Source organism: Bacillus sp. FJAT-27986 (genome assembly GCF_001685035.1).
GTDB lineage: Bacteria > Bacillota > Bacilli > Bacillales > Pradoshiaceae > Pradoshia.
Map to the genome: position 1 here is coordinate 23,467 of NZ_MAYV01000017.1, position 17,050 is coordinate 40,516.

Genomic DNA, 17,050 nt, shown 5'->3' on the forward strand with positions numbered 1-17,050 from the left:
AATTGTTGCATTAAACATCATACAACTTATGTGAGCATTCGTAAATACTGCCCCTTCTAATTATGAACCCATTAATTTTACAATTACTGTTAATCAATTGATTATCTATGCTTTTATCGTGAAATATTGTACTATTAAATGCGTATAGACCCATTAATTACAAACAATTAAGAGGCAGGAGTATAGATAAATGATATTATCCGTTAAAGATTTAAGCCATGGCTTTGGTGACCGAGCCATTTTTAACAAAGTTTCCTTCCGCTTATTAAAAGGCGAACATATTGGCCTTGTCGGAGCAAATGGGGAAGGAAAGTCTACATTTATGAATATTGTAACCGGACAGCTAGAGCCTGATGAGGGGAAAGTTGAATGGTCTAAGAAAGTTCGTACTGGTTACCTTGACCAGCATGCTGTTCTTGAAAAAGGTATGACCATACGCGATGTACTGAAAACAGCATTTCAGTATCTTTTTGATATGGAAAATGAAATGAACGAAATTTTTGCTAAGATGGGGGAAGCTTCTCCTGAGGAATTAGAAGTCTTACTTGAGGAATCAGGTGTACTGCAGGACGTCCTCACTAACAACGACTTTTATGTCATTGATGCAAAGGTTGAGGAAATAGCAAGAGGATTGGGCCTCGATGAAATTGGGCTTGAGCGCGATGTTCAGGACTTAAGCGGTGGCCAGCGTACAAAAGTCCTTCTCGCAAAATTATTACTTGAAAAACCCGATATATTACTTTTAGATGAGCCGACCAACTATCTTGACGAGCAGCATATCGAGTGGCTCAAACGTTATCTTCAAAATTATGAAAATGCCTTTATTTTAATTTCACATGATATTCCATTCTTAAACAGTGTTATCAATCTTGTGTATCATATGGAGAACCAGGAATTGACCCGTTATGTTGGAAATTATGATGATTTTATGAAAGTGTATGAGGTGAAAAAGCAACAGCTTGAAGCCGCCTATAAAAGACAGCAACAAGAGATTGCCGGCCTCAAGGATTTCGTTGCACGTAATAAAGCTCGTGTATCTACTCGAAACATGGCCATGTCCCGTCAGAAAAAGCTTGAAAAAATGGATATCATTGAACTGGCGAAAGAAAAACCGAAACCAGAATTCCATTTCCGCGAAGCACGTACATCCGGTAAACTTATATTCGAAACAAAGGATCTTGTCATTGGGTATAATGAGCCTCTATCCAGACCATTAAATTTACGTATGGAGCGTGGACAAAAAATTGCTTTCGTCGGTGCCAATGGGATTGGAAAAACTACCTTGCTCAGAAGTATTCTCGGTGAAATTAAACCAATCTCTGGCCAGGTTGAGCTTGGCGAACATTTGTATATGGGATATTTTGAACAAGAAGTAAAACAAACATCCAATAATACCTGTATCGAAGAAATTTGGCAGGAGTTCCCTTCCTATAATCAGGCAGAAATTCGTGCTGCTCTGGCGAAGTGCGGCCTTACTACCAAGCATATTGAAAGTAAAGTTGAAGTACTTAGCGGTGGAGAAAAAGCGAAGGTTCGTTTATGTAAACTAATCAATCGTGAACATAATTTACTTGTTCTCGATGAACCAACCAACCACCTTGATGTGGATGCTAAAGAAGAATTAAAACGCGCATTAAAGGCCTTCAAGGGAAGTATTCTACTGATCAGCCATGAACCTGACTTCTATCAGGACATAGCTACAGATGTTTGGAACTGTGAGTCTTGGACAACTAAAGTATTTTAATGTAACGACGCTATACCTTAAACACCCGTTAGCTTTGGATATTTACATCCTGGTTAACGGGTTTTTTATTTACTTTATACTCTTTACCCCCTGCCTTAGCCTTGGCATAGGCAAGGAATTAGTCGGAAATAATTCCAGTAACCTGGGATATGGAATCGGAGTTGTTTAATAATCTCAGATCAGCAATTAAGAGTTATTGTTTTAATTGATTGCCATGAAAAATCTTAAGAATAAAATCACGATCCGGGACCTGAAGCCGTTCATATGATGCTAAATATTTTGTATTATCATAGGCAGCTTCTTCGTTAGAGATAACCACCTTGTCTCCCTCTATTTCTACGATTGAATAAGGGGCAGTTGGTTTTGAATTGCAACCTAAAGAGCCTGGATTTAGAAAGACAGTACGGTCACTTCTGAAGAAATGAAGTGGATGATGATGACCAAAACAGATTAACTTTTCTTCCCTTCCTTTAAATAAAGTCCTTATATCCTTAATACTTGGTTCAACAATTCTGCTAAAAGGGTCTTGGCTTATATGGTCATTTAGCTTCGTTGGCTCAATCTGATAATGAATAAACAAAATTGAATTCCCTTCGACAGTTAAATTGATTGCCCTAGGCAACCCTTCCAACTTCCGGATGAATTGCTTATCCATCCTCTCTGCTATCCATTGATGATGCTCTTTTACATGGGAGTGGCTTTGTGGATGTTCCTCTCCTTTTAGAAGTGCTAAAACCGCTTCATCATGGTTTCCCGTAATCATGGATACATCATTTCTTGTAAATAGAATATCCAAAACTTCATTGGTATTCGGTCCGATTCCAATCATATCTCCCAGACAATAGATATGTTCAATATCCCTCCTTCTATCAAGCTTAGATAGTACCGCTTTTAAGGCAGGCTCATTCCCGTGAATATCAGCAATCACTCCAATTTTCATGTCAGTCTCCCTTTTTATGTAAAATTATACCTTAAAATAAAACAAAGCATTCTATTATTGCTGGAGGAATGCTTTGTTTTATCTTAGTTATGGTTTTAATATAACCTTCGTACAATTATCTTCATGTTCATTAAATAACGAATACCCTTTCGCTGCGTCCAGAAGTGGTAACTTATGAGTTACAATTTCAGTAGGGTCGAGCTTTCCTTCTTCAATCATTTTATATAATCGAGGCATATAATGAACAACAGGAGCTTGTCCCATCTTCATCGTAATATTGCGTGAGAAAAATTTCTCTAGCGGGAACATATTATAAACAGATCCGTAAACACCGGTAAGCTGCAAAGTACCAAATTTCCTTATCGCCTTCGTGGCAATTTGAATAGCACTTAACGTTCCTCCCTGCAATTTTAGTTTTTGCTCAATTTTTTCAATAGCTGATTTCTTACCATCCATTCCAACACAATCGATGACCACATCAGCTCCACCCTGTGTAATTTCTTTTATATAGCTCCCTGTATCATCATAATTATTAAGATTAATCGTCTCTACTTTATTCATTTTCTCAGCTTGTTTTAATCGATAATCCAAGTGATCAACAGCTATAACCCTTTTAGCACCAGCCATATAAGCAAATTTTTGTGTCATTAAACCAATTGGGCCACAGCCAAGTACGACCACAGTATCATCCGGTTTTACCCCCGCATGCTCCACACTCCAAAGAGCTGTAGGCAAAACATCAGACATAAATAATAATGACTCATCCTCTAATTCACAGGATTCCGGTATGACAAACGGCATATAGTTCGCAAATGGAACCTTTAAATATTCTGCTTGTCCGCCGGGATGATTCCCATATCGCTCTGTATATCCAAAATATCCGCCTGTATCCTGATGTGGATTGGATTCGGTATGATCGCATTGACTTTCCATCTCATGCTGACAGTAATAGCATTGCCCGCAGGATACGTTGAAAGGGATAACTACCCGATCGCCTTTTTTGACTTTTGTCACCTCAGGACCGACTTCTTCTACGATTCCCATTGGTTCATGTCCAATTATATATCCTTCTCTAATCGGCATATTCCCTTGATAGATATGAAGATCAGAACCACATATGGCCGTAGAAGTAATTCTGACGATTATATCATCATTCTTTTCAAGCTTCGGATCTTCAACCTCTTTTACCTCAATTTTTTTGGCCCCTTGGTATGTGACTGCTTTCATATTTCATCCTCCCATTCAGTTTAGTACAGTTACCTTATTCCCGAATAGGAGGACTCTTATGCAGGACATTTTTAAATTATGTGTTCTAAATCCAATTTAACCCTTTTCATTTATTCTTCATATAATAATAAAGAAACCATACTGCATGCTGTTGTTCATCCTTAGCTGCACGATTAAACAACTTCTTTGCCGCTAAATTAATGGTTCCGTCTGCAACTGAAAGATAAAAATCCACGGTACGCTGCTCATCTTTTAAAGCCGCTTCAAGCCCCCGTAAATAATCATCCTCACAAGGTTCTGTCTGTTTTGGCTTTGGATCTCTCCCTGTTATGCCTGTATATAGTAGTACCAGTTGTTTAAAATGTTTAATCTCATCCTCTCTGATTTCCAATATTCGCTGCCGTTCATCTTCTGTTGGTGCTAGTCGGGCTAATTTTTCATAACACTGTATAGCACTGTACTCTCCATTAATAGCCCTTTGGGTTTGTTTCACTAAATCATTCATCGATTGTTGTCTCAATTATGTAACCTCCCCATTTTTCCTTATGACCTATCCTATGCGTGTTTCCTTTGAACAATTTCTACCTAAGTAAGATAACCTACAGGTTTTTTATCATTTTTATTTGGGTATATGAGAAATAGCGGTTAAACAAGTATCGTGGTTATCTTCGGACGTCGTTCTGTAAAAAACATATTTGACAAACGAAATTATAAAGTATATACTTAGAAGATATAATTTTAAAGTAGTGACTTACACATAGATATGTAAATAAATATGGCATTCTGCAATTTATGTTTTTCGGAACACTTATTCACACTGGAACGGCTTCGGAGCCGTAAGGATATAAGAGAGGTAGGGCTTATATCGTCTAAGTAAAAACGTCCAAGTGGAATAGATAACCGCGGCAATTTACATCACACACATAAACGAATACTAATAAATGAGAAGTTGTTACTTACATTTCAAAATTATTTTAAAACGAATCAGGCAGATGCTTGGTTCGTTTTTCAATGCATAAAAAGAAAGAAGCCATCAAGGAATCGATGACTTCCACTTATAGATATATTATTTATAACTATCTTTTCCTCTTAAATTGGGATCTCCACCCGTGGCTGGATTTATTGTTACTTTCACTTCGCGCTGCGCTCCCACTAATGGATCATCAGATCGTTCATACGTATCACGAGCTGCATATTTCTTTTGTGATTCGGAGTCGACTAATATAAGAATTTTCCCCTTTTCTACATCGGTAGCATATTGATCAGCTGTATCTTTAGGAATACCCAATCCAACCAGCGCACCGGTCAATCCACCAGCTCCAGCGCCGGCTGCAATTCCTCCTAATGTTGTAGCAATCGGCCCTGCTGCAACAATTGGTCCAATACCTGGGATTATCAATGCACCGACACCTGCCAATAATCCTGTTAATCCTCCCAAGATTCCACCTGTAGTTGCCCCTGCTGCAAGCCCACTATCAACATTTGTATTAGTCTTAGATGTGATTTTATCAGCCTTTTCTTTGTCCTTCACCACTACGGAAATATCTTCTTTTTGATACCCTTGCTTCTGTAGTCTTTCCACTTCGCGTACAGCATCCTGACCATTATCATAAACACCAATTACTTTTTTATCCATTCCCTTCATCCCCTCTCTAAAAGTTAATATATGGGTTCAATACCCGCTTAAGCACTTATTAATCCTTTTTCTTTCTAAGTCATTAGTTACTAAACGCTAAATAATGGGTAAGATATAATTATGATAAGGGAATATTTCAAAGGAGGACTGTGCATGATCATCGTTTGGATTAGTTTAGCTATTATCGTTGGATCAATTGTATATCTCGGTATATATGCTTTTCGAACGTTCAAAGAATCAACACCTACTATTAATGAGATACAAGCAACCGTTACGCGAATACAACAACAAACGGATAGCATTAAACATGAAACAGATCGTTTAACAGGAAAGCAACAAGCAATCATGAGTGATGTTGAATATAAAAAAAGCGCCATTAATTATCCCATCAATCAGGCAAAAGGAATTCTCCCTTCTGCAAAAAGATTATGGAAAAGTACACCTGTGGCAAAACTAATCTCAAATAAATAAAAAAGCTCATATTAGATTGACCATGAAACGCATTTGAATTCCATCCGAATTTCAATGCGTTTTTTATTATTTTTAGATTAGGAAGGCAAGACCTATAAAACATGAAGTAAAGCTTATCAGAAACGATAATGACTCCGAATTTCCAAGCTCGTAATTGAAGATATAAAATGAAAGGTGAAAAGTTTATTGCAAAAGGGGGACGATTTTATGATTTTGGGATTACACCATGCTCAGATTACCATTCCAAAAGGATATGAAACAGAAGGGAAACATTTTTATTGTAGGATTCTCGGTCTGGTTGAAAAAGAAAAGCCTGCTTCACTAAGGGGACGTGGGGGATTTTGGGTATCGGTTGGAGATCAGGATGTACATGTAGGTACGGAAGATGGAATTGACCGGTTAAAAACAAAAGCTCATTTAGCCTATATAGTCGAGGATTTATCATACTGGAAAACGGTTTTAGAAGAACAAAATATTCAATTAATAAAGGGTTTACCCATACCAGGATTTGAACGATTTGAATTTAGAGACCCATTTGGAAACAGGATTGAAATGATTCAAGAATTATTATGAGTTTAAATATACGAAAAGCTTAAAGTTTCTTAAGCTTTTCGTATCGAATGTATACTGCAAATTGTATTGTAATAAACTGCCCTTTATTTATATATGTTTAGTTGAATATCTCTAATAAATCTTTCAAACAATAAATATGGTAATCCGCATCCTCCAGTTCACCATCCTCAGCATATCCAAAGTGACAAGCTATAGCTGGTACATGATGCGCTTTTGCCGCCTCAATGTCAGACGAACGATCTCCTATCATAAAAGCATCAGATTTATTTAAATGTTGAAAGTGCGCTAACAAAATATCCTTTTTCTTACGGCCGCCGACCCTTTCAATACACAGAGGCTCATAAAATAAATCTTTAATTTGCTGTGAATTTAGTATTTCATTTAAATATGCAGTTGAACAATTACTTGCTGTTGATAAAATATGCCCTCTTCTTTTTAGTTCAGTTAACACTTCTCTGGCATAGGGAAGCAGTACATTTTCAGTTTTTAAGCTTTCCAGTAATTCTTTCTCTGAACGCTCAGAAATCATTCTTACTTCCTGTTCGGTGGCATCAGGTGTTAAAAGCTCCCAAAACTCTTTATGAGGTAAACCAAACGCAGATTGAATCTTTTTAGGATTAGGGACCTTTAGGTGTGGATAATTCTTGATTTCCGCATGAATAATAGGTATACTTAATCTCGTTGTCTCAACTAATGTACCATCGAGATCAAATAACAATACAGACAAAAAAATCCCTCCAATTTTTTTATTTTTATTTTTATTTATAAACAAAAAACATATGGAATTATTGCCAATTTTATTATATAATTCCTTTAACCTCTCAATTTATTCCAATTGCCAATTGCTAAGTTTATATTTTTTAAAAAACGGGAATAGTACATTCATCCTCTCAACAACATACCGTCCATTAGAAAAACATCACTTCACTTTTACTCTAAAACCTTGGAAAACCAATTTTAGATGAACAAAAATGATGCATTTAATGCGTCTATTAACTATTGATTAAACGAACAAAAGGAGTAGATTTATATGGTAAATGTTACAGTATTAATAGATTTCATGGGGAAAAACTATCAAACAAATGTCCTTGCACCAAGAGACACTGATGAATCAGAAATCAGACAGTTAGCCTATGAACAAGTCCGTAAGCAATGGACACCGGAAACTAAATAATTGACTCAATTATCCGAGCTACCGATTCCCGATTGGTAGCTTATTTTTTTGTTCTTTTTATATTTACCCATTTATTCTTTATCGGAATCAGCATTCACTTAAACACTCCAAGGCCAAAACCTACCTTTTAACCCTCTCTTTCCCATCACTATATCAAAAAAATATAATATTCTATATAACTTCTATTTCATATCAAAAATTCATATAAAAACTTATTAAAAACGAGGGTTATCAGTTGAATTTTCATTATTTTAAATTTTATCATAATAGTATAATACTTTATTTATATAATATAAATAATTTTCAAGAAAGGAGACTATCATGAAGAAGAAATGGACTTTATTCAGTATGTCTTTTGCTGCTATATTCGCACTGGCAGGTTGTAACCCTTTGATGGTACTGAATCCAAAAGGGCCACAAGCAAAAATTCAATCCGATACGATTATTTTTTCTATGATCGTGATGGCTTTTATTTTAGTGGTTGTTTACGCTCTTTTTATCTATATGATTGTGAAATATCGAGCATCTAAACAGCCCGTAGACTATGTACCGCCATATGAAAAAGGAAATAAGTGGCTTGAAATTATATGGACTGCCATCCCTATCATTATAGTAGTCGTACTTTCAGTTGTTACGGTCATCACCACTTTTCAGGTGGAAAGTACACCAGCTGGATATGAAGACGAAGAGCCTTTAGTGATTTATGCATCTTCTTCCAACTGGAAATGGCATTTCAGCTATCCCGAAGAAGGAATCGAAACAGTCAATTATGTCAACATTCCAACAGATCGGGAGATTGAATTCCGTTTATATTCTTTTGGACCAATCACTAGCTTTTGGGTTCCCCAGCTGGCAGGTCAAAAATACGCAATGAGCGATATGGTAACTACATTACGAATCGTTGCAGACGAACCAGGTTCCTATTTTGGAAGAAACGCCAACTTTAGTGGAGAAGGCTTTGCACAAATGGAGTTCGAAACATTAGCCATGTCTCCAGAAGAATTTGATAGCTGGGTAGATGAGGTCCAAAAAACTGCCGAACCTTTAACTGAGAAGGAATTTAACAAACTGCTTGATATGGAAGTAATGGGCAGAGCCACTTACTCTTCCACACACCTTGATTTCAGTCCGGCTCCTGTATGGCCATTCCATGAAAGCAATGATGATGCTACAGATGGAACAGATACAGAAACGAACGAACATAATCATGAATAAATCAGGAAAGGGGATTAGACCATGAAATGGGATGAATTCTTTGTTACAGGCGATCCGCTTATCTATGGTGCTATGGTTAGCATTGTTGTTGCCATGTTGGCAATCATTATCTATCTGACCTATACCAAAAGATATGGATGGCTGTGGCGTGAATGGTTAACTACAGTAGACCACAAACGTATTGGGATCATGTATATCCTTGCTGCGTTCCTTATGTTATTTCGCGGTGGCGTTGACGCATTAATGCTGCGTTTGCAGCTTGCAACTCCAAATATGACATTCCTGGAGTCACAGCATTACAATGAAGTTTTCTCTACTCACGGAGTTATTATGATTCTTTTTATGGCTATGCCATTTGTATTGGGAGTCATGAATATCGTTGTTCCTTTACAAATTGGAGCTCGTGACGTTGCCTTTCCGGCACTCAACGCTATCAGCTTTTGGTTATTCTTTGTCGGAGCTATGCTTTACAATCTATCGTTTGTTATTGGCGGATCTCCAGATGCAGGTTGGAGTGCCTACTTCCCTTTGGCAAGTAATGAATTCAGTCCGACTGTCGGACACAATTATTATGCAATTGCTCTTCAATTATCCGGTCTTGGTACATTGATGACGGGCATTAATTTTATCGTAACCATTATCAAAATGAGAGCTCCGGGTATGTCTATTTGGAAAATGCCAATGTTCACTTGGTCTGCATTAATCACATGTATCATTATTTTGTTTGCGTTCCCGACATTTACTGTGTCACTTGCACAAATGATGTTTGACCGACTTTTTGGAACACAATTTTTCTCAACCACCAATGGCGGTATGGATATGCTTTGGGCAAACAACTTTTGGATTTGGGGACATCCTGAAGTATACATTGTTATATTGCCAGCTTTCGGTATTTTCAGCGATGTCATTTCTACTTTCGCACGTAAAAATCTATACGGCTATAAATCAATGGTCTACAGTATGATTGCCATCTCATTGCTATCATTCCTTGTATGGACCCATCACTTCTATACAATGGGCCACAATGCAACGGTTAATAGCATATTTGCGATTGCTACGATGGCTATTTCTGTACCAACCGGTATTAAGATTTTCAACTGGCTGTTTACTCTACGAAAAGGGAAAATTGTATTCCCTACAGCCATGCTATTCTCGCTGGCCTTTATACCGATTTTTACAATCGGTGGTGTAACGGGCGTTATGCTCGCAATGTCAAGTGCGGATTACCAGTACCATAATACAATGTTCCTAGTCGCCCATTTCCATTATGTATTAATTCCGGGTACTGTCTTTGGAATGGTTGCAGGTACTTATTATTGGTTCCCGAAAGTTTTCGGTTTCCGCTTAAATGAAAAAATCGGAAAAATTAGTTTTTGGCTGATTGCGATATTCTTTAATGTAACATTCCTGCCTCTATTCTATTTAGGTCTGGATGGTATGGCGCGCCGGATGTATACCTATTCTGAAGCGACAGGCTATGGCCCACTGAATCTCACTGCAAGTATTGGAGCCGTAGGGTTAGCAATCGGCTTTGGATTAATTATCTATAATATCATCTATAGTGCATTCAAAAGTCCTCGTGACAAACATGCGGATCCATGGGATGCACGTACATTGGAATGGTCAATTCCAAGTCCGGCACCATTCTATAATTTTGCGGTTATGCCAAACGTTAAGAACGTCGACCCTTTATGGTATTCCAAAATTAATAATGAACCGCTTTACGAAGATGAAATAAAGCCTATTCACATGCCAAGCAATACAGGAAAACCAGCCATTATGGGTATATTCTTCTTTCTCTCTGGTTTTTGCCTAGTATTCAGTTGGTGGATTCCAGCTATTATATTTGGGATTGGTGTATTTATCACAATGGCTGCTAAATCCTTTGAACGAGATCCTGGCTATTATGTTTCTGTAGAGGAAATAGAAGGAACTGAAAAAGTACTGCGAGGTGAAAAACTATGAAGATAGACTCTTCCCTTCCACTGGAATACAGTACAGAACAAAATCAATTAAGAATCTTTGGTTTCTGGTTATTCCTTGGAGCTGAGATTGTATTGTTTTCTATGTTATTCGCAACCTATTATACCCTCTTTAATGGTACGGGCGATGGTCCTACAGCAAAAGAAATTTTTGAAATTAAAGGCGTCATTATTGAAACGATTGTCCTTTTAACAAGTAGCTTTACTTGCGGGCTAGCTATTCATAGTATGAGACTTAATTTGAAAAAACCGATGATTACATTTTTTATTATTACCATGCTGCTTGGTCTTGTCTTCCTAGGTGTAGAGATTTTTGAATTTATGACCTATATCGAAGAAGGCGCAACCATGCAAACAAGCGGATTTTTATCAAGCTTATTCATGCTGCTCGGTACGCATGGAGCCCACGTAACATTCGGGTTATTCTGGGGATTATGTATACTAATTCAAGTCATACGAGAAGGATTTACGGCAGAAACAGCCAATAAATCTTTTATCTATTCCCTATACTGGCATTTCCTTGACGTAATCTGGATTCTCATCTTTAGCTTCGTTTATTTGAAGGAGTTGATATAGGATGATAAAACAACTATTTCCACTTAAACATGTTTTGGGTTATGTCATATCATTAATTCTAACCATCATTGCGCTATCCGTAGCCTTTTATGATATTTCCTTTACGGCCGGAATGGTGATCCTATCCATAACCGCCATTATTCAAACAGCTGTACAACTCTTTTTATTCATGCATGTTAATGAATCTAAAGAAAAGAGAACAATCTATCTAAACATTATCTATGCTCTATTCGTCGCACACGCAGTCATCTTCGGAACCATCCTAACCATGATCTGGGGCCACGCCCACTAAAAAGCTGAAGGGCCTTGGTCAGGAGTGAGGAGCATAAGACAGAGGCTCGTAGGGGACGTTCCTCCCCCGCAGAGGCTATGCTTATGTCCCGAACTCCTAGGCCCTGAAGCTAGATTGATTAAAAAGGCTGAGACGACTGGTCAGGCCCGACAAGCATAAGGAAAGGCACGCAGGGAGGCGCCCTAACCTCCCGCAGTGGCTATCCTTATGACTCGAGGGACTAGGAGTTAAAGCTGGATTAACTAAAAGGCTGAAGGGCTCGATTAATGAACGAAGACTAAAATCGCCACGTCATGTGGCAACGTCTTCATGACCAACATCCTGTTGGCCCGTGAGGAGCATAAGACAGGGGCACGTAGGGAGGCGCTTTTTCCTCCCGAAGTGGTCATGCTTATGTCCTGAGCTTCTAGCCGTTGAAGCTGGATTGACTAAAAGGCTGAGGCGACTGTATTAAGGAACAAAGACTAAAGACGCCACGTCGTGTGGCAACGTCTTTGTGACCAACATCCTGTTGGCCTCAAGAAAAACCTGTGTTGTACAGCCAACACAGGTTTTTTTATTATTGATAAATCGTTTAAAATATCTTCTTCTTTTCCCTATCATCTGTAATAATTTGTACTGCCTCACGGAATCGCTGAGAATGAACGATTTCTCTTTCTCTTAAAAATCGTAAGCCATCATTTAAATCTGGATCATCTGACATATTGATAATCCATTGGTAGGTAGCCCTTGCTTTTTCCTCAGCGGCAATATCTTCATATAAATCTGCGATAGGATCTCCCTTTGTCTGAATGTATGCAGTTGTAAATGGTACACCTGCTGCATTATGGTAAAAAAGAGCAGAATCATGATCAACATAGTGGTCTGCCAAACCAGCGTCTCTCATCTGCTCTGGAGTAGCATCTTTTGTGAGTTTATATATCATCGTGGCAATCATTTCCAAATGCGCGAATTCTTCTGTGCCTATGTCATTTAGCAAGCCTACCACTTTATCAGGAATGGTATATCGTTGATTCAGGTATCTAAGAGCGGCTGCTAACTCTCCATCTGCCCCTCCATACTGTTCAATTAAATATTTGGCTAAAGTCGGGTTACAGGTACTGACTCTAACAGGGTATTGCAATTTCTTTTCATAAAACCACATTCTTTAATCACCTCATCTTTTATATTTGCCAAGGCCACGGAGTAGTTCCCCAACTCCAATTGGCATCTGTATAACTATTACCAAATTGTTGAAGTGGGCCGAATTTCTTTTCAAACTGCTGTTTAAGCTGCCTGCTCTGATGAGAGAATTCGTTAAATTGCTGCATGGCTTCTAAATCATTGGGATGAGTATCTAAATAAAGGGTTAGCTCCACTAAAGCAAAGTCGATTGCCTGAATTTCCTCTAATAGCTGATAATATTCATCAGGTAATTGGGGCTTCACTGAGAATCCCTCCTTTTATGTTCATAGGGGTTTTCATAAAAGTCATAAAATACAGGCCAGAGTGTGCCCTTGAATAATGCCTCCTTTGGTGAAAATTGAGGCAAATTAGGCGGTTGAAATCCGAGAAATAGATTAGGAGGAGTAGAATAATACTTCTTACCAATTGGTCTGCACGGATCAAATCGACTGTGAAAAGGTGTATAAGATTTCATGTGCGATTTTTCAGGCCGATTTTGCTCAGTCATAGCTACACCATCCTTTTTAAAATTCATTTTCCTTTCAGGCTATGAGCATACAAACTGATTTAGTACATTTAATTGTTTAACAGAGTTTTCAGTATCCAAAAAAATCAACAATTTAATTCTTTCAAATAATATTTCAGAATATCAGGTAGTGGGTAAAAAATGGAGGTTTCCAAAAAGAGCAGAACTACAGAATTTTTTCTTGGTTTACTTGATGGTATTTTGGGGATTTTCGCAGCTGGTATAGCATTATTTGTTGGGGTTTAGATTCTGTACTCAATAAAACAGGTGAAGTACAACCATCAATCTTGGATGGTTAACCGTTCTATTCTTGCGATCATTGGATTAGTTGTTGTCAAAAGCAACCCTAAATTAGGAAGCTCCTTTATGCTTATTGCGGCTATTGGTGGATTTATTTGCACTTCGGCTTTCTATATACTTCCGGGAATCCTTTTACTGATAGCAGGATTAATGGGTTTATTGAAAAAAAACAAAAAATTAACACCGGTGACATAATTATTTTTGAATAGAATCCTATCCATTGGCGATAAGTCCTTTTTTCTATTCATTCTTTAATTGCAGACTTTAATTTATCATTTTTAATAGTGTAATAACCTAACCATTTACTCCCTAGTTTCAACTATTTGTATTTTAAGTTAAAGTGACATACCATAATTAATATAAGATTTAGTATTTTAGAAGATGGGTGAAAGAAAGTATGTCAATACTTGTGGTAGATGATAATAAAGTGAATTTATTTGTAATTGAGACCATCTTAAAGCAGGCAGGATACAGGTCTATTAAGCTGGCTAAATCAGCAAATGAAATGATTCATATTTTAGAAGAAGATTTAAGTAAAAATCACGGCAGAAGCTCCTTTAATTTAATTCTTTTGGATATTATGATGCCAGAAATTGATGGAATCGAAGCCTGCAGGCGAATCACTGCAACGGAGGAATATAAAGATATACCTGTTATTTTTGTGACCGCATTAGGTGATACCCATAAACTCGCGGAAGCACTGGATGCCGGTGGATCAGATTATCTAATGAAGCCTATTAATAAGGTAGAGCTATTGGCTCGGATACGTGCTGCTCTCCGTTTAAAAGAGGAGAAAGATTGGCATAAAAATCAGGATGAAAAAATAAGCTATGAGCTTGATCTCGCTACAAAGGTGCAGAGAAGCTTGTTAAGTGAGCCCATATTAAATAATCAAATCAAAATAACGAGGTCCTATAAGCCATCCTCTAATCTCGCAGGTGATATGTATTATTGGCAGCAGATTGATCAGGATCGCTATGCCATATTTATGTTTGATATGATGGGGCATGGCATACCTGCATCATTAGTATGTATGTATATCTCCTCTATCCTTCGTGAAGCGGTACGGAATGTGGTTGATCCTGAAAAAGTCATTCTCGAATTGAATCGCTGTATGACTTTACTGGAGGAAAAAACAAAGTTAACATCCTACTACTTAACAGGTATTTATTTATTGGTAGATACGAAATCAAAGACGATTGAATATGTCAATGCCGGCCATCCACCGGGCTACCTTTATATCGATGGGAAAGACTTAATTGAAATGGGACAGCGAAATACAGCAATTGGATTTTTCGAGGAAATGCATATAAATAAAATAACTATTCCTTATACTGATAGTTTTCAGGCTTTAATATATACTGACGGTGTGGCGGAGGCTATTGATAATGATGAAACTAAAGCCTTGGCACATTTGCGAGAAATAGGAAAGTATCAATGGTCAGAAAAAGAAGCAGTGGCTCCTTTAAATGTTATCCTTCCTGAGGAGAAACAGGCAAATCAGCATGATGATATGTGTGTCATCCTTGTAAGGGGATAAAAATCAACTTTTCTAAAAAGATAAAGAACAGATTCTAATGGAGTCTGTTCTTTATCTTTTTGTTTGATATAAGCATTCTCATCTGACAAAAGATCAAAATGTCCTCTTTTTGGATTGATGACAAGACCATATACAGGAATTGTTATTGCTTAATTGATGATTACGGACAACATCAACCTTTTTACACACTTGTTTTTAAATCACCAAGCTTTGAAGCCAACTATTAATGTCAATCGATAAATATATCAAGTGCTTCATCCGAAAATACCCCGTAAGAGAGAGGTAAAGAGTAGTAAATAAGCAGATATAGTATTTAGGGGAGATTAATATGTTAATGGTAAATAAAAATATAAAGGGCAAAGATTATAAGCAATAAATAGATTTACTCTCATTGATAATTTGGTAACCGACATTGAAGAACATATAATCGAAAAAAGAATACAAAAAGAATGAGAAATCACAAGACTTTCTGAAGATACAGCATACGTTTTTTATTTTAAAATGAATAATGCTACAAGACAATTTTTGAAAGAACGTTGTAATTCCCTTTTTGATTGGATTGGTCCTGAGCTACCAGAAGACTTTATGTTTTACCATAATGATAAATGTATATTAGCTGTATGCTCCCACGAAGAATACTTTACGGTGGAAAAAACCGTTTGGAAAAGTTTCTTATCAAACTAAAGGCAATAGCAGAAGATCACGGCTGTCAAAATAAAAGGATTTTTATATGCTGCTATATAGATAAAAAGGGGACCTTAAACCCGACTGACACTAAAAAACCTGTGTCAGAACAGTTTGAAGATCTCCTTTTCCTTTTATAAATCCTATTATGAATATAATTTTTTCCTATAAAGCCGCTGATTAATATCTAGTTCCATATACGTATCAGCCAACTCCATGATCTTTAGGGATTCTTTGTTACCAAGCCCCAAAAAGCCGCCAGGACTTAAACTTTCATCAAATAGTTGGAATACTTTCGCCTGCAATTCCAATGTGAAGTATATGATGACATTTCTGCAAATAATCACATGGAATTCATTAAATGATCCATCCGTCACTAAATTATGCTGGGCAAAAACTATATTTCTTGATAGGGATGGACGAAAATATGCATATTGCATATCGGTCTTATAATATTTAGAAAAAGCATCCAATCCGCCAGCCTGCAAATAATTCTTCGTATAAGATTGCATTCTTTTTAAGGGAAATGCCCCTTGGCGAGCTTTTTCAATAACTTTTTCATTCATATCCGTCGCATAAATCTTTGTTTTATCAGCCAATCCCTCTTCTTCCAACAGGATTGCCATCGAATATACTTCCTCACCGGTCGAACATCCCGCATGCCATATCCGTATTTCTGGGAGGTCCTTCAATCTAGGAACAATCTTCTTGCGAAAAGCATAAAAGAAATCTGGATCTCTAAACATGTCTGTAACATTAATCGAAAAGTCACTCAGAAGATTATTTACATACCCTTCTTCATGAATCACTCGTACTAGAAGCTCGGAAACAGTTGTCAGGTGATCCTTATTCAGTCGATTTTTTATGCGGCGAGCAATTGATGAACGCATATAACCACGGAAATCGTACCCTGTCATCCGGTAGATTGCCTCTAGCAATAAATCAATTTCTAAATTCTCGCGTTCTTCTATAGATGATGGATAACCCAACACTATGCAGCTCCCTT

Annotated in this window: 18 protein-coding genes and 1 pseudogene; 10 read left to right on the forward strand and 9 right to left on the reverse strand. The window is 37.4% G+C overall.

Features of this window, described 5'->3' with window-relative positions:
* Nucleotides 1-190: 190 nt before the first annotated feature.
* Nucleotides 191-1,744: an ABC-F family ATP-binding cassette domain-containing protein gene (locus tag A8L44_RS14650; protein ID WP_066107944.1), complete on the forward strand. Its 1,554-nt coding sequence runs from the start codon at nt 191-193 to the stop codon at nt 1,742-1,744.
* 193 nt (nt 1,745-1,937) lie between these two features.
* On the opposite strand, the gene A8L44_RS14655 is transcribed toward A8L44_RS14650, so the two are convergent.
* The 4 genes from A8L44_RS14655 to A8L44_RS14670 all read right to left on the reverse strand — a co-directional run bounded on the left by A8L44_RS14655 (nt 1,938) and on the right by A8L44_RS14670 (nt 5,547).
* Nucleotides 1,938-2,684 carry a metallophosphoesterase family protein gene (locus A8L44_RS14655; RefSeq protein WP_066107945.1) on the reverse strand — a complete coding sequence of 249 codons (747 nt, stop codon included), beginning with the start codon at nt 2,682-2,684 and terminating at the stop codon, nt 1,938-1,940.
* A gap of 87 nt (nt 2,685-2,771) precedes the next feature.
* The gene (locus A8L44_RS14660; protein WP_066107947.1) at nt 2,772-3,911 is read right to left on the reverse strand and encodes a zinc-dependent alcohol dehydrogenase; all 1,140 of its coding nucleotides are present in this window, start codon (nt 3,909-3,911) and stop codon (nt 2,772-2,774) included.
* A gap of 106 nt (nt 3,912-4,017) precedes the next feature.
* Complete coding sequence (locus A8L44_RS14665; protein WP_066108539.1) at nt 4,018-4,416, reverse strand: ferritin-like domain-containing protein; 399 nt, start codon at nt 4,414-4,416, stop codon at nt 4,018-4,020.
* A 561-nt stretch (nt 4,417-4,977) separates the two neighbouring features.
* Nucleotides 4,978-5,547 (reverse strand): general stress protein, encoded by a 570-nt coding sequence (locus A8L44_RS14670; protein ID WP_066107952.1) that lies wholly within the window; start codon nt 5,545-5,547, stop codon nt 4,978-4,980.
* Nucleotides 5,548-5,700: 153 nt separating this feature from the next.
* Between A8L44_RS14670 and A8L44_RS14675 the strand changes: the two genes are divergently transcribed.
* A complete protein-coding gene (locus A8L44_RS14675) occupies nt 5,701-6,018 on the forward strand; it encodes a DUF948 domain-containing protein (RefSeq protein ID WP_066107955.1) in 318 nt (105 codons plus the stop codon).
* A 207-nt stretch (nt 6,019-6,225) separates the two neighbouring features.
* Entirely contained in the window at nt 6,226-6,591 is a 366-nt protein-coding gene (locus A8L44_RS14680) for a VOC family protein (protein WP_066107959.1), read from the forward strand.
* Between the two features lie 97 nt (nt 6,592-6,688).
* Here A8L44_RS14680 and A8L44_RS14685 read toward each other — a convergent pair whose 3' ends face one another.
* Nucleotides 6,689-7,318: an HAD family hydrolase gene (locus tag A8L44_RS14685; RefSeq protein WP_066107961.1), complete on the reverse strand. Its 630-nt coding sequence runs from the start codon at nt 7,316-7,318 to the stop codon at nt 6,689-6,691.
* A gap of 303 nt (nt 7,319-7,621) precedes the next feature.
* On the opposite strand from A8L44_RS14685, the gene A8L44_RS14690 reads away from it, so the two are divergent.
* The 5 genes from A8L44_RS14690 (at nt 7,622) to qoxD (ending at nt 11,830) form a co-directional block, all read left to right on the forward strand.
* On the forward strand, nt 7,622-7,765 hold the full coding sequence (locus tag A8L44_RS14690) for a BA3454 family stress response protein (RefSeq protein WP_066107964.1): 144 nt from the start codon (nt 7,622-7,624) through the stop codon (nt 7,763-7,765).
* Between the two features lie 321 nt (nt 7,766-8,086).
* Nucleotides 8,087-8,980: a cytochrome aa3 quinol oxidase subunit II gene (gene qoxA, locus A8L44_RS14695; RefSeq protein WP_066107965.1), complete on the forward strand. Its 894-nt coding sequence runs from the start codon at nt 8,087-8,089 to the stop codon at nt 8,978-8,980.
* A 21-nt stretch (nt 8,981-9,001) separates the two neighbouring features.
* Nucleotides 9,002-10,945 (forward strand): cytochrome aa3 quinol oxidase subunit I, encoded by a 1,944-nt coding sequence (qoxB, locus tag A8L44_RS14700; protein ID WP_066107967.1) that lies wholly within the window; start codon nt 9,002-9,004, stop codon nt 10,943-10,945.
* On the forward strand, nt 10,942-11,538 hold the full coding sequence (gene qoxC, locus A8L44_RS14705) for a cytochrome aa3 quinol oxidase subunit III (protein WP_066107970.1): 597 nt from the start codon (nt 10,942-10,944) through the stop codon (nt 11,536-11,538). Before qoxB ends, qoxC begins: the two co-directional genes overlap by 4 nt.
* Nucleotides 11,539-11,542: 4 nt before the next feature.
* Complete coding sequence (gene qoxD, locus A8L44_RS14710) at nt 11,543-11,830, forward strand: cytochrome aa3 quinol oxidase subunit IV (RefSeq protein ID WP_066108542.1); 288 nt, start codon at nt 11,543-11,545, stop codon at nt 11,828-11,830.
* A gap of 574 nt (nt 11,831-12,404) precedes the next feature.
* Here qoxD and A8L44_RS14715 read toward each other — a convergent pair.
* Genes A8L44_RS14715 through A8L44_RS14725 form a run of 3 tightly spaced genes read right to left on the reverse strand, consistent with a single transcriptional unit; the run spans nt 12,405 to nt 13,502 of the window.
* A complete protein-coding gene (locus A8L44_RS14715) occupies nt 12,405-12,974 on the reverse strand; it encodes a manganese catalase family protein (protein ID WP_066107973.1) in 570 nt (189 codons plus the stop codon).
* A gap of 19 nt (nt 12,975-12,993) precedes the next feature.
* A complete protein-coding gene (locus A8L44_RS14720; RefSeq protein ID WP_066107978.1) occupies nt 12,994-13,257 on the reverse strand; it encodes a spore coat protein CotJB in 264 nt (87 codons plus the stop codon).
* Complete coding sequence (locus A8L44_RS14725) at nt 13,254-13,502, reverse strand: spore coat associated protein CotJA (protein ID WP_066107980.1); 249 nt, start codon at nt 13,500-13,502, stop codon at nt 13,254-13,256. The genes A8L44_RS14720 and A8L44_RS14725 overlap by 4 nt, the downstream gene beginning before the upstream one ends.
* A 159-nt stretch (nt 13,503-13,661) precedes the next feature.
* Here A8L44_RS14725 and A8L44_RS14730 point away from each other — a divergent pair.
* Nucleotides 13,662-14,015: pseudogene (locus A8L44_RS14730) on the forward strand (hypothetical protein).
* 202 nt (nt 14,016-14,217) lie between these two features.
* The gene (locus A8L44_RS14735; protein ID WP_066107983.1) at nt 14,218-15,360 is read left to right on the forward strand and encodes a SpoIIE family protein phosphatase; all 1,143 of its coding nucleotides are present in this window, start codon (nt 14,218-14,220) and stop codon (nt 15,358-15,360) included.
* A gap of 830 nt (nt 15,361-16,190) precedes the next feature.
* On the opposite strand, the gene A8L44_RS14740 is transcribed toward A8L44_RS14735, so the two are convergent.
* Nucleotides 16,191-17,036 (reverse strand): CheR family methyltransferase, encoded by an 846-nt coding sequence (locus tag A8L44_RS14740; protein ID WP_225983648.1) that lies wholly within the window; start codon nt 17,034-17,036, stop codon nt 16,191-16,193.
* Between the last annotated feature and the right edge of the window lie 14 nt (nt 17,037-17,050).